At 57.2% G+C, this 17,311-nt stretch carries 14 protein-coding genes; 6 read left to right on the forward strand and 8 right to left on the reverse strand.

Features of this window, described 5'->3' with window-relative positions:
• Positions 1-86: 86 nt before the first annotated feature.
• On the reverse strand, positions 87-1,010 hold the full coding sequence (lipA, locus tag Mal65_RS23725; protein WP_145303515.1) for a lipoyl synthase: 924 nt from the start codon (positions 1,008-1,010) through the stop codon (positions 87-89).
• 123 nt (positions 1,011-1,133) lie between these two features.
• Between lipA and smpB the strand changes: the two genes are divergently transcribed.
• The 4 genes from smpB (at position 1,134) to Mal65_RS23745 (ending at position 5,620) form a co-directional block, all read left to right on the forward strand.
• A complete protein-coding gene (smpB, locus tag Mal65_RS23730; protein WP_145303517.1) occupies positions 1,134-1,634 on the forward strand; it encodes an SsrA-binding protein SmpB in 501 nt (166 codons plus the stop codon).
• A gap of 76 nt (positions 1,635-1,710) precedes the next feature.
• Complete coding sequence (locus tag Mal65_RS23735; protein WP_145303520.1) at positions 1,711-2,385, forward strand: ABC transporter ATP-binding protein; 675 nt, start codon at positions 1,711-1,713, stop codon at positions 2,383-2,385.
• A 96-nt stretch (positions 2,386-2,481) separates the two neighbouring features.
• The gene (locus tag Mal65_RS27035; RefSeq protein ID WP_196784408.1) at positions 2,482-3,996 is read left to right on the forward strand and encodes an ABC transporter permease; all 1,515 of its coding nucleotides are present in this window, start codon (positions 2,482-2,484) and stop codon (positions 3,994-3,996) included.
• A gap of 136 nt (positions 3,997-4,132) precedes the next feature.
• The gene (locus tag Mal65_RS23745; protein ID WP_145303523.1) at positions 4,133-5,620 is read left to right on the forward strand and encodes a sulfatase; all 1,488 of its coding nucleotides are present in this window, start codon (positions 4,133-4,135) and stop codon (positions 5,618-5,620) included.
• A gap of 26 nt (positions 5,621-5,646) precedes the next feature.
• Here the strand turns inward: Mal65_RS23745 and Mal65_RS23750 are convergent, their stop codons facing one another.
• The 7 genes from Mal65_RS23750 to Mal65_RS23780 form a co-directional block, all read right to left on the reverse strand.
• A complete protein-coding gene (locus tag Mal65_RS23750) occupies positions 5,647-6,429 on the reverse strand; it encodes a hydroxypyruvate isomerase family protein (RefSeq protein WP_231131233.1) in 783 nt (260 codons plus the stop codon).
• Between the two features lie 133 nt (positions 6,430-6,562).
• The gene (locus Mal65_RS23755; RefSeq protein WP_145303529.1) at positions 6,563-7,948 is read right to left on the reverse strand and encodes a Gfo/Idh/MocA family protein; all 1,386 of its coding nucleotides are present in this window, start codon (positions 7,946-7,948) and stop codon (positions 6,563-6,565) included.
• A gap of 160 nt (positions 7,949-8,108) precedes the next feature.
• Entirely contained in the window at positions 8,109-8,600 is a 492-nt protein-coding gene (locus Mal65_RS23760) for a DUF1801 domain-containing protein (protein ID WP_196784409.1), read from the reverse strand.
• Between the two features lie 30 nt (positions 8,601-8,630).
• Positions 8,631-10,493 carry a methyltransferase gene (locus tag Mal65_RS23765; RefSeq protein WP_145303532.1) on the reverse strand — a complete coding sequence of 621 codons (1,863 nt, stop codon included), beginning with the start codon at positions 10,491-10,493 and terminating at the stop codon, positions 8,631-8,633.
• Entirely contained in the window at positions 10,490-11,218 is a 729-nt protein-coding gene (locus tag Mal65_RS23770; RefSeq protein ID WP_145303535.1) for a class I SAM-dependent methyltransferase, read from the reverse strand. Before Mal65_RS23770 ends, Mal65_RS23765 begins: the two co-directional genes overlap by 4 nt.
• Positions 11,215-12,420: a BtaA family protein gene (locus Mal65_RS23775; RefSeq protein ID WP_145303538.1), complete on the reverse strand. Its 1,206-nt coding sequence runs from the start codon at positions 12,418-12,420 to the stop codon at positions 11,215-11,217. Before Mal65_RS23775 ends, Mal65_RS23770 begins: the two co-directional genes overlap by 4 nt.
• A gap of 300 nt (positions 12,421-12,720) precedes the next feature.
• Positions 12,721-13,638: a UDP-2,3-diacylglucosamine diphosphatase gene (locus tag Mal65_RS23780; protein ID WP_145303540.1), complete on the reverse strand. Its 918-nt coding sequence runs from the start codon at positions 13,636-13,638 to the stop codon at positions 12,721-12,723.
• A 368-nt stretch (positions 13,639-14,006) separates the two neighbouring features.
• Here Mal65_RS23780 and Mal65_RS23785 point away from each other — a divergent pair, with 368 nt between their 5' ends.
• Together Mal65_RS23785 and thiC are read left to right on the forward strand one after the other, a co-directional pair.
• Positions 14,007-15,515, forward strand: a complete 1,509-nt coding sequence (locus tag Mal65_RS23785; protein ID WP_196784410.1) for a c-type cytochrome — start codon at positions 14,007-14,009, stop codon at positions 15,513-15,515.
• 346 nt (positions 15,516-15,861) lie between these two features.
• On the forward strand, positions 15,862-17,190 hold the full coding sequence (gene thiC / locus Mal65_RS23790; RefSeq protein WP_145303543.1) for a phosphomethylpyrimidine synthase ThiC: 1,329 nt from the start codon (positions 15,862-15,864) through the stop codon (positions 17,188-17,190).
• Positions 17,191-17,311: the final 121 nt, after the last annotated feature.

Raw genomic sequence — 17,311 nt, forward strand, 5'->3', positions numbered from 1 at the left:
CCGAAATCGGTTCGCCGCGTTTTTTCGTTTTTTAGTAGCCACCGCATCGACCGCCGGCAGAGCTCTGTCGCCCCACCACGGCAACACTAGTTCAGATCGGTTTCCGCCATGTCGCGCGCGTGATAGCTGCTGCGGACAAACGGTCCACTGGCGACCTTCGCGAACCCCATCGCCTTGGCCAAATCAGCCAGCTCGTCAAATTCCTCCGGCGGAACATAGCGAACGACGGGCAGGTACTTTTCACCCGGCTGCAGATACTGGCCCAGGGTCAAGAAATCGACGCCGTATTCCCGAAGATCCGCCAACGCATCCAACAGTTCGCCACGTTCTTCGCCCAGCCCCAGCATCAAACCGCTTTTGGTTTTGACATCGGGGTTGTACCGCTTCACCTGGCGCATCATTTCCAGCGTCCAGCGATAGTCGCTTTTGGGCCCGCGAACCCGCCGGTACAAGCGTGGCACGGTTTCCATGTTGTGATTGAACACGGTCGGGAACGCATCGATGACGGTTTTCAATGCCGGTTTGCAGTGGACAAAATCAGGGGTCAGCACCTCGGTCGTCGCTCCCGTTCGCTCCCGCACCGCAATGACGCAATCATGAAAATGGCGGGCACCACCGTCGGGCAAATCGTCACGCGTGACGCTGGTGATGACGACATGTTTCAGCCCAAGACGCGCCGCCGCTTCGGCGACCCGCTGGGGCTCATCCGCCTCGGGCAACTGCGGAGGCCGTCCGCGATTGACCGCACAAAACCCACAGGGCCGGGTGCACACATTGCCCAGGATCATGAATGTCGCCGTTTGCTGGCTGTAGCATTCCATGCGGTTGGGACACTTCGCGTTTTCGCAAACCGTCTCCAAATTCAATTCATCCACCAGCGAATCGGTCAAATGATTGCTGTTGGCACGTGGAATGGGTCGCTTCAGCCACTTCGGCAGCCTGCCCGATCCGCTGGTCAAGGTTCCGGCGGGCATCTCGGGTTCGGCAACCACGGGAAGACGAAAGGCCATGTCAGTCCTGGTTCAAGGTCAAACGGTTCAAAGGTGACTTCATTGTAGTGGCCGCACAAAATTCGACTATCCACAGATCCCGGCACGCTACGTCGAATTCGCCGGGCACATTACAATCGCCGCATGCCCAAGAAGAACAAAAAGCAGACAAAGGCCGGAAAAAAGGCCGCTCCGCAGGTGACGATGGTCGCGGAGAATCGCAAAGCCCGGCACAAGTACGAAATCCTGGACCAGGTCGAATGCGGCATGATGTTGATCGGCAGCGAAGTCAAATCGATGCGTGAAGGCAAGCTTTCGCTGGACGAGGCTTACATCCGCACCAAAGACAACGAACTGTGGCTGATCGGCGCTGACATCGCCCATTACAACAACGCGGGAATGTGGAATCACGACCCGCGACGGCCGCGCAAGCTACTGGTCCACGGTCGTGAATTCGACAAGTTTGCCGGGCGTGCCCATGAAAGAGGGCTGACGCTGATCCCGCTGCGGGTGTATTTCAACGCCCGTGGAATCGCCAAATGTGTGATGGGATTGGTCAAAGGCAAGAAGTTGCACGACAAACGCGAAGCGATCAAGAAACGCGAATCCGACCGTGGCCTGCAGCGGGCAATGCGACGCCGCTGATTTACAAGTGCCCGACGAAAGGAATTTCCCATGGTAGCGGTGAACCAAACCACGCCGTGAAGCTTATGTGCCGACTATGTTGCTAGAAATACGTGAACTGACCAAGACGTTCGACCAACCGGGTGGCGGACGTTTGACGGTGTTGGATGTCCCCGAGTTCTTGATTGACGATGGCCAACAAATGGCGTTGATCGGGACCAGTGGTGGCGGCAAAACGACGCTGCTGCATTTAATCGCCGGCTTGTTGGCACCGGACGCCGGATCAATCCGATTGGCCGGGACCGAATTGACCCGACTCAGCGAACAAGGCCGTGATCGTTTCCGCGCCGCGACCGTCGGCTATGTGTTTCAGACGTTCAACTTGCTGCCCGCGTTCACGGCACTGGAAAACGTGCGGCTGGGAATGACCTTTGGCCCCAATCGCGTCGACCCCAGACGCGCGATGGACCTGTTGGACAAAGTCGGCTTGGCCGATCGTGCGGGCTATCGTCCCGGCCAGTTGTCCGTCGGCCAGCAGCAGCGTGTTGCGATTGCCCGCGCTCTGGCAGGCCGACCCAAGATCCTGCTTGCCGATGAACCCACGGCCAACGTCGACCCGTCCAGCGCCCAAACCGTTTTGGATTTGATTCGCGGGTCATGTCGTGACGAAGGCATCGCCCTGTTGATGGTGACCCACAGCATGGAAATTGCCGCGATGACGGACACGACCGTTCGATTGGAAGACATCAACCGCGCGCTGACCGGCGTTTGACCGTCGCCAGACGCCGCGTCCCCAATCGTTCCAAACGGCCGGCTGATTTGTCGGACCGCCCTGCCCGCCCACTTTCCATTTTTTCGCAATGCCGTCATGTCGCTGATTCGAATCGCCTGGCGAAACTTTCGTTTCCGAACGCTGTCCAGTCTGCTGACCACGCTGTCATTGGCGTTGGGGGTCGGCTTGGTGGTATTGGTATTGTCGATCTACGGAATCATCAGCGAAGCATTCGTACGCAACGCTTCGGTCGGGCCCAACTTGGTCGTGGGCGCCGCGGGCAGCGGGTTGCAGTTGACGCTGAACAGCATTTTCTATCTCAGCCAACCAATCGAAAACCTGGACTACACCGACTACATGGACTTCATGTCCCAGGCGCAAAGGGCCGATCAGGTGGAACAGTTCGGTGGCGACCCGAGTTTGGCCGAAGACGACGGAAAGTACTATGACTTCCTGGCCGGTGGTTATGCAATTCCACTTGCGTTGGGTGACTACTACGGCACGTTTCGTTTGGTCGGCACGACACCGGACTTCTTCGAAAAGCTTCGCTTCGGCCCGATGGTGGATCAAGAGTTCACGTTTCGCGATGGGCGTGCCTTCGTCACCGAAAGCGAAGAACACGGATACTTCGAAGCCGTCTTGGGATCCCGTGTCGCGGCTGAGATGGGCATCAATGTCGGCGATGTCATCTATCCCACGCACGGCGACCCCGAAGGCAAGCAACACGACGAAGCATTCACCGTCGTCGGCGTGATGAACCCTACCGGCACACCAAATGACCGTGCCGCGTTCATCAACCTGGAAGGTTTCTATCTGATGAAGGGGCACGCCAAGCCCGTCGACAGCGCGACGGTGTTTGAATACACCCTGGGCGAATCCGTCAAACAGACGATTGCATCGGAGTTCGATGGCGACCTGGACGACGCGTTCGTGGAAACCATGACCGATCAACTGAACAGTGCCGTGCCGGTCGCCGCCCAAACAGCGAAGGATGCGGTCGCCGCGGCGGAATTGAAACAACAACAAGCTCAGCAGTCTGCCGAAGTCACACCGCTGTCGATCCCCGAACGCGAAATCACGGCGATCTTGATTCGCAACGGTAATCTCATGTTCGCACCGATGATGCAGAACATGATCAAGGAAACGAAGACTCGCCAGGCGGTCGCACCGATCGGGGAAATCAACAAACTAATGGGCGCGATCGTCGGACCATTGCTGACCGCGCTGATGGCCATCACATTGCTGACCTGCATTGTCGCCGCCGTGGGCATTTTGGTGGCGATCTACAACAGCATGAATGATCGGCGCAAAGACATCGCGATCATGCGAGCTTTGGGGGCAAGGCGAGGAACCGTAACGACGATCATCTTGATGGAAAGCCTGATCATCGCACTGATTGGCGGCATCGTCGGATGGGTTTCGGCACACGCGGCGATCTTCTTCGCCAGCGGTTACATCGAATCCCAGACCGGTATCCAAGTCGGCTTTCTTTCCACCAGTAAGATGGAAATCGCCGTTCTGCCGTTGGTTCTAATCTTGGCATTGTTGGCCGGTCTGTTGCCCGCTTGGTCGGCTTACCGGACGGACGTGGGCAGCAACCTTTCCGCGTAAACGGCGCGGTCGGACCAGATCATCACGCGTCGGAACCGTCACACGCATCCACCGCGACGTGACGGGGGAAACTAGAATTGTCGTTTCGATAATCCTGCCTTCCCGCCCCTCCCTCCATCGCGACTGGTCCACTGTCATGCTGATCCATCGATCCGTTTTATCTTTGATCGTGTTGATCGCCGCAGGGGCTTCCTGCCCTGCCCCTTTGCCGGCTGCCGATCGCCCCAACGTGCTGTTTATCATTTCCGATGACTTGAACACACGCATCGGGTGCTACGGCGATCCACAAGTCCAAACACCGAATCTAGACGCATTGGCGCAGCGTGGTGTCCGGTTCGAACACGCCTATTGCCAATACCCATTGTGTGGTCCCAGTCGCAATTCAATGCTGACCGGGCTGTATCCCAACCAAACCGGCATCCTGGTCAACGCCGCCATCTTTCGTCAAAGCATTCCTGAACAAGTCAGTTTGCCGCAAGCGTTCCGACGTGCCGGATACTTCGCGGCACGAATCGGCAAGCTTTATCACTATCACGTCCCCCGCAGCATGGGCACCAACGGGAACGACGATCCCGCATCCTGGGAAATGGAAATCAATCCGGCCGGATGCGATCGATTGATTGAACAACCCGACATCTTTTCGCTACGTGAAGGCAGCTTTGGCGGCACGCTTTCCTGGTACGCATCACCTCGCAGCGACGAACAGCACACCGATGGAATGATGGCGGACGAAGCTTGCTGGGTTCTGGAACGCTGTGCCCAGCGTGACGACCGCCCATTCTTTTTGGCCGTCGGCATGTATCGCCCCCACACCCCGTACGTTGCGCCAAAAAAGTACTTCGATCTTTACGACGTCGAACAAATGCCGGTCGTGCAAAACATCCAAGAAGACATCCAGGACGTCCCCGAAGCGGCGCTACTGAGCCAGAAAAAGGAACAGGACAAACTGACCGATTCCCTGCGGCGTGAATGCATCCAAGCCTATTATGCCAGCACCAGTTTTATGGATGCCCAGGTCGGCAAAATCCTGGCCAAGCTGGATGAGCTGGGGCTGGCCGATGACACCATCGTGGTTTTCACCAGTGACCACGGCTATCACTTGGGCGAAAAGAACCTGTGGCAAAAGATGAGCCTGTTTGAACAAAGCGCCCGAGTCCCGTTGATCATTGCCGCCCCCGGTCGAAAGTCCGCCGTCGCCAGCGAAGCTCCGGTGGGCTTGGTGGATTTGTACCCGACACTAACCGAACTGTGCGGCGTGCCCACACCGTCGCCGATCACCGGCCAATCCCTGGTACCGATGTTGGACGATCCGACCGAACCGGGGCGAGGATGGTCGATCACCCAAGTGCGGCGGACACAAAAGAAACAGACCTACATGGGATACAGTCTGCGGACGCCCCGATTTCGGTACACCCGCTGGGACGACGCGAAACGTGGGGTCGAACTTTATGACCACGCCGCCGATCCGCTGGAACACACCAATCTGGCCGCCCAACCGGAATTCGCAAGTGTTTGTCTGGAACTGGAAAACACCCTAACGGATGCGATCTCCGTCGCATCACCCGACGGCGACACCCCAAAGATCAAGCATCCGCAATACCTGCCGATCTTGATCGACCCATAAGTTGGCGGACGTTGATGCGGTACCGTTCAAGCGGGATCGACGCTGCGATATGCGTCGATTACCGCTTGTTCGCCCGCCACACCTGGCTTGGAATTACCGTGTTCCATCCCCACGATCCCGTCGTATCCCGCGTCGGCTAGGTGCTGGAAAACGTTTCCATAATGGATCTCTCCCGTTCCGGGTTCTTTGCGTCCCGGATTATCACCGCATTGAAAATAGCCGATTTCATCCCAACAACGATCGATGTTGGGAATCAGGTTTCCTTCGGTGATCTGCTGGTGGTAGATATCAAACAAGATTTTGCAGGACGGACGCCCCACCGCTTTGCAGATTTGATAGGCATGTGGTGATTCGCTCAGAAACATACCGGGATGATTCTTTTTGCTATTCAGCGGTTCCAAAACCATCACCAGACCATGTGGCTCAACGACATCACAGCATCGCTTCAGCAGATCAATCGCATTGGCCGTCTGATAGTCGCGGGGCAGCTTCGGATCGGACAAACCGCAAACCACCGTCATGTGGGTCGCGTTCACGCGTTTTGCAACCGGAACCACGTCGCGTAACGCCTGGACGATGATGTCACGTTCCTTCGCGTTGTCGCCGGCAAAACTGACCGCCTTCTTGATTCCGCGGAGCGCGGAAATCACTCCCATTTTCATATCCAACTGCTGCATCGCCGCGGCGACTCGCTCTTGATCCGCCACACTTCGGTCGCGCATCAAGTTGTCTTCCCAAGCGGTAAAGCCTTGGTCGGCGGCGAATTTCAATTGGTCCACCAGATCGTCACCTGCGGAACTTGCGAACATTCCGAAGTGGGGCGCAAAAGCCATCCGAAAACGCGTGACAGATTCTGAAGCGTGGACCGATGGCGTCGTAGCCACAACACCCGCTGATGCCGCAGCGGCGACCTGTAAAAACTCTCGTCGTTTCATCGCTAGATCACAGTACTTTGGTGACACCGGGGGTGGGAATACGATAGGAACCGTCGGCAAGCGGTTGCACCGGAGCCGGCGACTTCCAGTCGACCGAATCGGTGGTGGTCACCTTTTGGCTGGCAAACGCTTCATCCCAGCCGATTTCTTTTCCGCTGTAGGTCGCGAATCGGCCCAGGATTGCGGTCATTGTGCTGGTTGCACCATAGTCGACCTCGTCGTAATCCTTTTCACCATGGATGGCATCAATCAAATCATGCCATTCGACCAGATAGGGACTCATGTAGTCGTCGCCACGCCGTCGCGGTGACTGCCAAATGACCGTTCCGTCGGGCGCCGTCAGGCTGCAACGCGAGGTGCCCAGCTCCGCTGTTCCCTCGCTGCCTTCGATGATCTCACCGACCTGCCGCATGCATCCCAATTGCTGGCGACAGTAACTGTGCATCGGAACGCCGTCTTCGTAGAAATACAACACGGCATGATGATCAAAGATGTTTCCGAAACGCTTGTCGGTGCGGACCTGACGTCCGCCCATGCCTTGGGCTCTGACCGGCAAGCCGCCTTTGACCCAATTGCAAATATCCAAGTTGTGGATGTGCTGTTCGCAAATATGATCGCCGCTTAGCCAATCGAAGAAGTACCAGTTTCGAACCTGATATTCCAATTCCGTCATCTGGTCTCGTGGAATCGCATTCTTGGCCGGCGGCCCTCCATTCCAGAAGCAACGCATGGCGACGATACGTCCGATTTGACCGTCGTGAATCCGTTGAATCGCTTCCTGGTAGGTCGCTTGATGGTGCCGTTGCAGACCGACGCCGACCTTCAGCTTCTTTTCCTTTGCCTTGTCACCGGACGCCAGGACGCGGCGCACCCCGTGCGGATCGGTGGCCAACGGTTTTTCCATAAAGACATGCTTGCCGGCATCCACAGCCGCTTCGAAATGCAGCGGGCGATACCCGGGAGGCCCGGTCAAGATGACCAGATCAACATCACTGTCCATCATGCGTTGATATGCATCCAAACCGACAAACCGTTGTTCGCCCGGGACTCGCATCGCACCGCCGAAACCTTCGCCCTTTTCGACTTTTGATTTGCCCGCCTTGCCGCTCGACAACGACATCATGCTGGAATAAAGACGATCTTCGAACGCGTCAGCCATCGCGGTCAACGTGACGTTTTTTCCCGTGGTCATGGCGTGGGCCGCCGCCCCGCTGCCGCGGCCGCCACATCCGATCAAACCCACTTTGATTTCATCCGATCCCGCCGCAAACGCCTTCGCCTGAATCGCGGCCGGAACGGTGGCCGCTCCGGCTGCGAGTGTTTTCTTCAAGCACGTGCGGCGATCCAGTTTTGCGTTTGACCCAAGCTGGTCCTCGTTCGGTCGCTGATTCATGGTCGGGTCTACTCACGCCTGTGGAAACAAAGTGGGGGGCCTCCGATTGTAGGAGCAGCGGACGTCGCCGTGGGGATTTCCACACTGGACCCAGAAGAAACGGACAGCCGACACCGCATGCGCGTCAGCCGCGGCAGAGACCGTTGGTCACGTGCCAGGCCTAGGTCGACTTTTTCTTGCGACGCAGGCGTTTGGGCCCGTGATCTTCCATCAGCGTTTCATATCGCTGAATGAACTTCTTGACCGGATAGCGTTTGATGACCTTTCCAATCAACGGCAGCGGCAGGTCATCCAGTTTCCTGAACCGAACGCACGATTTTCCCATGTCCAGCTTTTTGCCAGTCTTTGCCCACTGTTCGGAAAACCATTCCATGTCGTCGCTGTCTTGATAGATACACAGATACAGCGAGCAATAGTTTTTCTGCGACGCCAGATGGGCGTACGGCAAGGGCTGCTTGGGATCGCAGTGGTACCCCGCCGGATACAAGTCATGCGGCACGTAATAGCCGATCATGCCGTACTGCATCCCCTCCTGGTATCCGGCCGGCAAATTCTTTTGGATGACTTGGCGAACCGCCGAAACAATTTCACGCCGTTCCGGACTTAGCTCCGCCAGATACTGATCGACCGACGTGGCTTTGCTTTGCACCATGGCTGCTGCACCGTTGTGACTGGAAAGCCATCAGGATACCCCAACCGCATCGGCGTCGGATTGGTGGCCGGATCGTTCGCGGTGAACGACGATTTCGTGCAGCAGAACACACAAGTAAAAAATCGAGTGAATCACCGCCACCCAGAACAGGAATTCACCGACGGGTGCCACCCAAGCAATGCCGGCCAGGGCCAACAGAGTACCGGCAATCATCGGATGTGGAATGTATCCGTAAGGAAACGCATCGATTCGCTTTGGTGGATCCAACCCCAATTCCGACGAAAAATACGTTCGCCGCAGACCCAACAGATGTGCCGCATAGCCGGACAACGAAAACCCAATCGTCACCACGGCGATGGCGATCCCCGCGGTCGAGGGTGCCACGGACGACAGCGTCCCGACAAACAAGCCGATCAGCTGTGCCATCGCCACGGCTTTGAAGAAGATCGCGTCCCGGACAAACAATCCGAATGCCACCCCGCGACGTTCGCGGAGTGTTCCCAAGTAAATCAGGTAATGCACAAAACTGGTGGCCAAAACAAACCAGCGATAATCACCCACGCATGCGGCAATGATTGCGACTAACGCCACGTACGCGACATTGGTCCATCCAACGTACCGCACCGCCCATTCGTAAAACTTTGTGGATGCCAAAACCCATTTCGCCTTCCATCGGCTGAAAAACGCATCGGGCGCGATCGTCTGCAAGAACAGGTTTCGAGCTTTGATGTCGTAGGACGTCGTCCAACGATCCAGCAGCTTTCCATACCAACGCATCACTTTGGGATACGCCACGAAGTGCAACTTCAAATTCACGCGTGGCCCGACCTGGTCGGCGGATGCGTCACGAGTGATGTAATGCAATTCGCGATTGAAATCAAAGGCGACTGTTTGGCCGGTTTCCAGTCGAAAGCTTTCCGGTTGGTCATAGGCGGCACCGACCATCGGAAAATGAGTGGTCACCGTTGTGTTTGGGCTGGTAGCCACCATGCATCGATAAAGTCTAGCGCCCGGGAACACCGAAAATGGCCCGTCGACATGTGACATGTAAAAGACCGTATCGGACGTGCTGCGTTTGGGCGGTCCCGTGACGTACAACTCGTTCATGCCAAAGACCGGGGCCACTTCGTACCCGGCCCCATGGAAACGCTGAATCCGGCGCATCAAGTCCGATTGGACGGCCAAACGATCGAACGCTGCCTTGGGGTCACCCTGCATATCGGCCGGCCAATAGTGCACGCTTTGCGACGGGTTGGGATGCAGTTCGGTTGCCCACTGGCGAATCGAATGCAGATCCGACTCCGATTGCGAATCTTCCAACTTGTGAAAGTGGATTGCTTTTCGCTGAACCAGCATGCGTAGCGGTGACGTTGTCCGCTGCAAACAAGACAACACGACCAACGGCACCTGATAGACCAGATGCCAAACGAAGTGCATCCAGCGATTGCCAGTGCGACTGTAACTGCTCTGGAACGTTCGTTCGCCGGTCAGCAGGTGAGCCACGTCTTGGCCAAAGTACCCGCCCAAAAACAGTCCCAGACAAACCCACAAGCCCAACTGTGACGAATACGCGATCGCGGCAGATCCCAAGACAATGGCGGCGGTCGGAACGAACACCACCGCCGGAATCCAAAACCAAATGACCGCCAAGTACGGCAGCGTCCACAGCAATAACCATGGATGGGCCAGCACCAACAAGCCTTGCAACCCCAGCAATGAAACGGGCGTCGTGATCCCGTGCAACAGATTGTTCAGCGGCCGACGATGAAAGCGAAGAAATTCTAGCGACAACGTTTGCCAACGCTGACGCGCGTCGGCTTGGCTGACCAAAGTCCACCAACCGATCCAATCAACAGCATGCTGGGATGCGGTTCGTGTCGTTGCCGTACTCATTTTCGCCCCAAAAAGACGTAGTAAGGTGCCTTCAACAGCGGCAAGTAAGGGACCTTGCCCCCATGTTGTTCCAAGTGAACGACCCGCGTTCGACGCTTCAACATCGCCAAGTGATCGCCACACAAGAACACGTTGTCCATCGCGAACCACTGTTGCCAAAACGTGCGTTTCAACCAGCCGTGATGAACCAAATCCTCGTCAGCGTGCTTGCGTGAAACAAAGAAATCCGTGACGCCCAAAATGCCACCCGGCCGCAACATGCGCAATGCATTTTCGACCGCGGCGAACCAGTCGGGAATCATCGTCAACGAATAGCTGAACGTAGCGACGTCGACCGACTGATCCGGCAGATCGAACAACGTCGCATCAGCCAAATGCGTTTGAATTTTGGTGGAACTGTCGGCAACGTGACGCTGTCCCGCCTTTTCCAACAGCGACGGTGAAAGATCAACCAGATGAATGTCTTTCAACCGGGCCGCCTTTGACCCGGCAAACAAGACGTTTTCACCCGTGCCGCATCCCAGGTCGACCCAGGTCCCGCCTTCGGGAAAATCGATCTGATCGATCAACGGTCGACGACCGTGCAACATACGACGCCGAAAGGAATCGTAATCGCCGGCTTGTCGGCCATAGAAACTCTCCAGCCGTTCTTGGTGCGTATCGCCGGTGGTTCGATGCCACAGCAATTGCCGTAGCACCCGCAGATCGCTTGCCCAATCGGTCATGCCGCCAACCCTCGCAAATCTGCGATATAGAAACTGCCGTACGTGTTGACGCGATCGTCTTGGTGAAGTGATGCCGCCAATTCGTTTTGATAGGTCAACAGATCGCCGACGCGGACGGGCTTGCCATCGACCGTCACTTGCAGCGGATCGACGAAATCGACCTCCAACGCGGCACTGCGCCACAGCACACGTGCCTGCGCCGATGCACGATCGACGATCGCCTGCCATTCGCTGACCAACAGATCCGGAAAACGGTCGTACAACCAATCCATGTGATCCAGCAACACGTAGCGTGAAATCGGCCGATCATGTTGCCGCAGAAAGCCTTCCACCGTCGATGTGTGAACCTGGATGCGATCGACCAATCCCGCTTTGAGTGCGTCAAAATTGTCGGCACGCAAATATTCCGGACAGCAATCCGGGGTGTATTCGCCGGTCAGATAGACCCGCCAAAAATAGTTGTCCTTCAGCGGCATGTTCTGAAACACATGCGCGATCCGGTCTTGGATGAACTTTGCCAAGCCGCCGGGATAGTCACGGTCAATTTGATTTCTTTGGCTGCGCGGCACCCCCAACATCGCCATTGTCGCATCGCGACGCAGCATCCATCGCAGCGGACGGGTCCACAGCAGATGATCGACGTTGCGACGACGATAGATTTCACGCTGCTGTTCCAGCGAATCGGCTTCCAGCAATTCATCGACGGCGCTCCGAAGTTCTGGTCGCCGACGGACGTACCGGTTGATCAACCACGCAAACAGCCCGGACGTGCCCCGAAAATAGAAACTGCGTCGACGATGGCTGCCGTCAAAGAAATTGATCCGTTTGTCCCAAGTCCGCTTGGCCACATCCGACAACTGGGCACGAACGCGATTGCGATAAATCGATTGCCAGTCCGCGTGGCGTCCATGTCCGAACAGTTGAAAGAAATCATCGAACTCCAGCGAACGAATGGCGACGATTTTCAGCTCCAGCAGGGCGTTTTGAAGCGGATTGACGTCGATGGCGTGGACTTCCGCCGGGCCTTCCAACGCATAGTCCAGCGAATTGCATCCCGCTGATGTGATCAGAGCCACTGAATCTTGTGGCCCCAACTGCAACGCCTGGCGATCCAGCGACGGATCTTCCCAGCACGTGTTGTAAATCAGGTTTTGCTTGTGAACGACGTTAAAGCAACGGTTGGCGATACCTTGAAATGCCATGGCGGGCAAACGGTCCTATTCGAAAATTCACGCGGGTGGATGCCGGAAAAATACCAGACTGGCCGGCTCTGGCCACGCGATCACACCCAAACGTTTACACAAACATCACAACAACTTTGCCGATGTTGACGTTCCGCTAAGCTTGACGGCGTCCGGCGAAGATCGGCCTTGGCTTCAGAGCCCAAAACGGCGACCCGCGGCGCAAAAAAATCGACCGAAACCTCGAAAGGTTGACGGTCGAAGAAGCGTCGCAGGTGGATCAGCCGAATTGTGCGGATCCCTGACCTCGTGCGGTGCGAACTAGCCCGCAATTTGACGTACTTTTTCGAATTCCGATTCCACACCGGCGTTTCCATCGAAACGTTCGGCATCGCTGCCGTAATACCAATCCGAACGATCGTCGGTCGAAGCCGACCGGGTCCGCATCGCCAATCGTTCGTGAGGATTCAGTTGCAGGGTTTGGGGTGTTCCATAGGTCGATTCCAAGCGAATCGTGCCGTCGTGGTGTTCCACCAACCCGGTACAGTTTTCGACCCAATCGCCGGTGTTGAAGTAAATGGAGTCTTTGCGGCGGACGATGGCCGGGGTGTGAATGTGCCCACACACCACGCCTTCACAGCGTCGCTGTCGCGCGTGTTGCATGATCGAGGCTTCAAAACTGCTGATGAACCGAACGCCTCGTTTGACTCGGTCTTTCAAAAACGCACACGCACCATAGGGATTCGACCCGACACGTCGTCGATTGACCCACCGATTCAGGCTGAGCACGAAGTCGTACACACCGGCGGTCGCGCGTGAAACCCATTGTGCACGGGTTTCAAAGAAGTCGAACAGGTCGCCGTGGGTGATCAGCAAACGCCAACCCTGCAGCGTTTCAAACACGAATTCGTCGGCGATTTTCACTTGGGAAAAAGCTTCCGGAATCATCCGCAGATAGTCGGCGTTTCGCAGAAACGCGTCGTGATTGCCGGGCACATAAAACACCTCGGTGCCTTCGCGGATCAACTGCTCCAAGTGATTCAGGATCTGGTTGCATTCGTCCGGCCAGTGCCAGCCTTTGTTGCACTTCCAGCCGTCGATGAAATCACCCACCAGATAGATCTGTTCTGGCTGATAGGATTGCAAAAAGTCCAAGCAGGCTTTGACTTGCGCGTGCTTGCATCCGAGATGAACGTCGCTGATCAGAAGGGTCCGGACCGACGTTGCAGCAGAGGCCATGGGGTGTTCCGTCGTTTCGGGAATCCGCGGCACCGACAGGCGACCGCGATCGGGATACTTCGCTTCCTGGCGAACGAGTCGAACCTTAGCAACTGAGTGTTCAGATTCGATGACGCTGACATACGTGTTGTGCAAAGTTTGTCAGCATTGGAGGCAAAAATCGTTGGTCAATTGAAGTTTTGTAGGCTCCGCCGCCCGACAACCAACATCGCCGCTGGGCCGTATCGATCAAGGTGGTGTGAACGGGGCCGATCGACTGCGGGATACAGTGAAGGAAACGTGGCAATCGCAAAATTTTGCCGGCTTGCCGCTCCGGCGTCCGAAATTGCTTGCCTTTTGTCCCTTCCGTCATCGGTCCAATCCGCGTCATGCGTCGCTTTCCCGTCCCGTCGATTGCCTGGATTTATCAAAAAATCATCGTTGTGGGTCGGATCAAACGGTGCCCACCGAGCGTCCAGCGATTGATCCGCTCGTTCGCGCTGGTTCTGATCACGAGCCTGTTGGGATCGATCGTTTGCGCCGAAAACTCCGATTCTTTCACGTCAGTCGAGGCGTCTGCCGAGGCAGTCGGCGGCGATGCCCGGCGTGGGCTCCGTCTGCTGCTCGAGACCCCCCTGATCCCCTCCGACTTTGACCAGGAGACGTTTGACGCGGTCTGGCAAAGCTGGCCGGAGCCCCTACGAAGCCGCGCCGAACAATCCACCCCGGAAATTCGACGACAGATGGCGTTCGAGCGTTACGGTCTGACGCCACGTCCGGCGGGCCTTCGTGACGTCGACGACCGGCCCGATGAACGGCCGATGCAGTATGTCGTCGATGATCAGGGACGCTGGACGATGAATTGCCTCGCCTGTCACGGCGGCATGGTCGACGGGCAACCGTCCCCCGGAGCCCCCAACAACCGATTTGCACTACAAACGTTTACCGAAGAAATTCGGGCGACCAAATGGATCTTGGGCAAGCCGTTGGCGCGGATGGATCTGGGCGCCATGGTCATTCCGCTGGGCAGCACTCACGGCACCACCAACGCGGTGGTCTTCGGCATGGGCTTGATGCATTACCGCGACGCCGAACTGAATTTCCAACCGAAGATTCCGGGCAAGTTCACGCACCATGACATGGACGCACCGCCTTGGTGGCACTTCGCAAAGCGACCGTACATCTACATCGACGGGTTCGCGGCAAAAGGCCATCGTGGACTGATGCAGTTCATGTTGGTGCCCGAGAACGGCCCGACTTTCTTTTCCGACCACGAAGACGACTTCCGCGACGTCTACGCATACCTGTCTTCGTTGACGCCGCCGAAATTCGAAGGAGAGATCGACACGGCCGTCGCGCGACAAGGCAAAGTATTGTTCGAAGAACACTGCGCCAGGTGCCATGGCACTTACGGAACCGACGGGACCTATCCCAACCAGCGTGTTCCGATCGATGACATCGGCACCGATCGCGTGCGCTTTGATGCGCTGTCGGTTAGCGGCCGCCAGAAGTACGCCGACAGTTGGTTCGCCAAAACGGAAACGCCGGAACGCCGCAGCATTGCGGCTCCCGATGGTTACGTCGCACCACCGCTGGACGGCATCTGGGCTAGCGCGCCCTACTTTCACAACGGCAGCGTGCCCACGTTGTGGGGTGTTTTGAATCCCGAGCAACGACCGGCGGTTTGGCGTTCGGATCGCCTGGAGTTCGATTCCCGGGATATCGGGCTGCGTCACGAAGTGGTGGATCAAGTCCCCGTCATCGTTTCCGACGCCGCCGTCCGCCGCACCTATTTCGACACCCGTCTGCCCGGCAAAAGTCGCACCGGCCATGATTATCCCGATGTCCTAACGGACTTGGAGAAACGTGCCGTGCTGGAGTATCTGAAGACGCTGTAGCGACGCTCCCATGTGTCGCCATGGATGTCCCGTCACGCCTCTTCTTTGTCGTCACGTTTCGCTATCGAAGTCTTACGGCTTTCGATTTCTTTCGGGCCGTCGTCGTCGCTCCCCCACGTGCCGGTACCGCATCGCGGTCGCGAACCGTCACATCGGTCGCCGGTCGAGCGAAAATCGCCCGTCTACTCGGCAGGCCCGGGCATGCGTATAACGGTGTGTTCGCTCGACGGCGACGCATGGCGGGTGCCCAACGGCCGCCCATCGTCGCCGCCAACACCGACCTAAACGGCCGCTGCGTCGAGGAGGCCTCGCGCCGTGGCGACCAGAATTTAAGGAGTTCGATTCGATGACCAGCACACAGATTCTGGCCGCTCGCGCCGGCGAAGTGACCGCAGAAATGAAGTTCGTTGCCGAGCGTGAGGGCTTGGATGCCGAACTGATTCGAGACGAAGTGGCTGCCGGCCGATTGGTCATCCCCGCCAACAAGGTTCACGCCGCCGGTGCGCTGGAACCAATGGGCATCGGCATCGCCGCAAAGTGCAAGATCAACGCCAACATCGGCAACAGCGCGGTCACCAGCAACGCCGACGAAGAACTGCAAAAGTTGCGAACCGCCATCCATCATGGCGCCGACACGGTGATGGACCTGTCGACCGGAAAAGACATCGACAACATCCGCCGCGTCATCATCGACAACAGCCCCGTTCCGATCGGCACAGTGCCGATCTATCAAATGCTGGAAGAACTGGGCGGCAACATCGAAGACATGAACGCCCAGCACTTTTTGGACATGGTCGAACACCAAGCCAAGCAGGGTGTCGATTACATGACGATTCATTGTGGCGTCAAACTGGAACACTTGCACCTGAGCGTCAATCGTGTCACGGGCATCGTCAGCCGCGGCGGATCATTGATCGCCAAGTGGATGATGGCGCACAACAAACAAAACCCGCTGTACGATGCTTTTGACGATCTGTGTGACATCATGCGGCAATACGATGTCACTTGGTCCCTGGGCGACGGGATGCGGCCGGGAAGCATCGCCGATGCCTCCGACGCAGCGCAGTTTGCCGAACTGGACGTGCTGGGTGAATTGACCCGACGCGGGCAAGAAAACGGCACGCAGGTCATGGTCGAAGGCCCGGGACACATCCCGATGCACCAGATCCAAATGAACATCGAAAAGCAGATCGAAGTCTGCAACGGCGCCCCGTTCTACGTCTTGGGTCCTCTGGTCACCGATATCGCACCGGGATACGACCACATCACCAGCGGGATCGGTGCCGCGATGGCCGGATGGTACGGCGCCGCAATGCTGTGCTATGTCACGCCCAAAGAGCACTTGGGGTTGCCCAACGAAGAAGACGTCAAACAGGGTGTGATCGCTTACAAGATCGCCGCTCATGCCGCCGACGTCGCGCGGGGCCGCAAGGGTGCCCAGGACCGGGACGACGCTCTGTCCAAAGCACGGTTCGAATTCGACTGGAACGAACAGTTTCGCCTGTCACTGGATCCGGAAACCGCTCGCCGCTATCACGACGAGACATTACCGCAAGAAACCTTCAAAAGTGCAAGTTTTTGCAGCATGTGTGGCCCGAAGTATTGTTCAATGAAGATCACCGAAGACATTCGCAAAATGGCCCGCGAGAAAAAGCTGGTGAATCTGGAACCGTAAGCGTCGACGGCAATGCCACGCCACACGCCGATTCAGCCTCCTTTTCCATAGCGACCACGCGAATCGAAGCCCCCAGGCCTGAGCGCGTTTCCCGATGGTGCCACCGGCACCTCGCTTGGTC

This window comes from Crateriforma conspicua, assembly GCF_007752935.1.
In the GTDB taxonomy this organism is placed as follows: domain Bacteria; phylum Planctomycetota; class Planctomycetia; order Pirellulales; family Pirellulaceae; genus Crateriforma; species Crateriforma conspicua.

Bases quoted from the DNA above. Each gene is read 5' to 3' on its own strand.
- lipA (WP_145303515.1), bottom strand. From the start codon at position 1,010: ATGGCCTTTCGTCTTCCCGTGGTTGCCGAACCCGAGATGCCCGCCGGA.
- smpB (WP_145303517.1), top strand. From the start codon at position 1,134: ATGCCCAAGAAGAACAAAAAGCAGACAAAGGCCGGAAAAAAGGCCGCT.
- Mal65_RS23735 (WP_145303520.1), top strand. From the start codon at position 1,711: ATGTTGCTAGAAATACGTGAACTGACCAAGACGTTCGACCAACCGGGT.
- Mal65_RS27035 (WP_196784408.1), top strand. From the start codon at position 2,482: ATGTCGCTGATTCGAATCGCCTGGCGAAACTTTCGTTTCCGAACGCTG.
- Mal65_RS23745 (WP_145303523.1), top strand. From the start codon at position 4,133: ATGCTGATCCATCGATCCGTTTTATCTTTGATCGTGTTGATCGCCGCA.
- Mal65_RS23750 (WP_231131233.1), bottom strand. From the start codon at position 6,429: ATGTTCGCAAGTTCCGCAGGTGACGATCTGGTGGACCAATTGAAATTC.
- Mal65_RS23755 (WP_145303529.1), bottom strand. From the start codon at position 7,948: ATGAATCAGCGACCGAACGAGGACCAGCTTGGGTCAAACGCAAAACTG.
- Mal65_RS23760 (WP_196784409.1), bottom strand. From the start codon at position 8,600: ATGGTGCAAAGCAAAGCCACGTCGGTCGATCAGTATCTGGCGGAGCTA.
- Mal65_RS23765 (WP_145303532.1), bottom strand. From the start codon at position 10,493: ATGAGTACGGCAACGACACGAACCGCATCCCAGCATGCTGTTGATTGG.
- Mal65_RS23770 (WP_145303535.1), bottom strand. From the start codon at position 11,218: ATGACCGATTGGGCAAGCGATCTGCGGGTGCTACGGCAATTGCTGTGG.
- Mal65_RS23775 (WP_145303538.1), bottom strand. From the start codon at position 12,420: ATGGCATTTCAAGGTATCGCCAACCGTTGCTTTAACGTCGTTCACAAG.
- Mal65_RS23780 (WP_145303540.1), bottom strand. From the start codon at position 13,638: ATGGCCTCTGCTGCAACGTCGGTCCGGACCCTTCTGATCAGCGACGTT.
- Mal65_RS23785 (WP_196784410.1), top strand. From the start codon at position 14,007: ATGCGTCGCTTTCCCGTCCCGTCGATTGCCTGGATTTATCAAAAAATC.
- thiC (WP_145303543.1), top strand. From the start codon at position 15,862: ATGACCAGCACACAGATTCTGGCCGCTCGCGCCGGCGAAGTGACCGCA.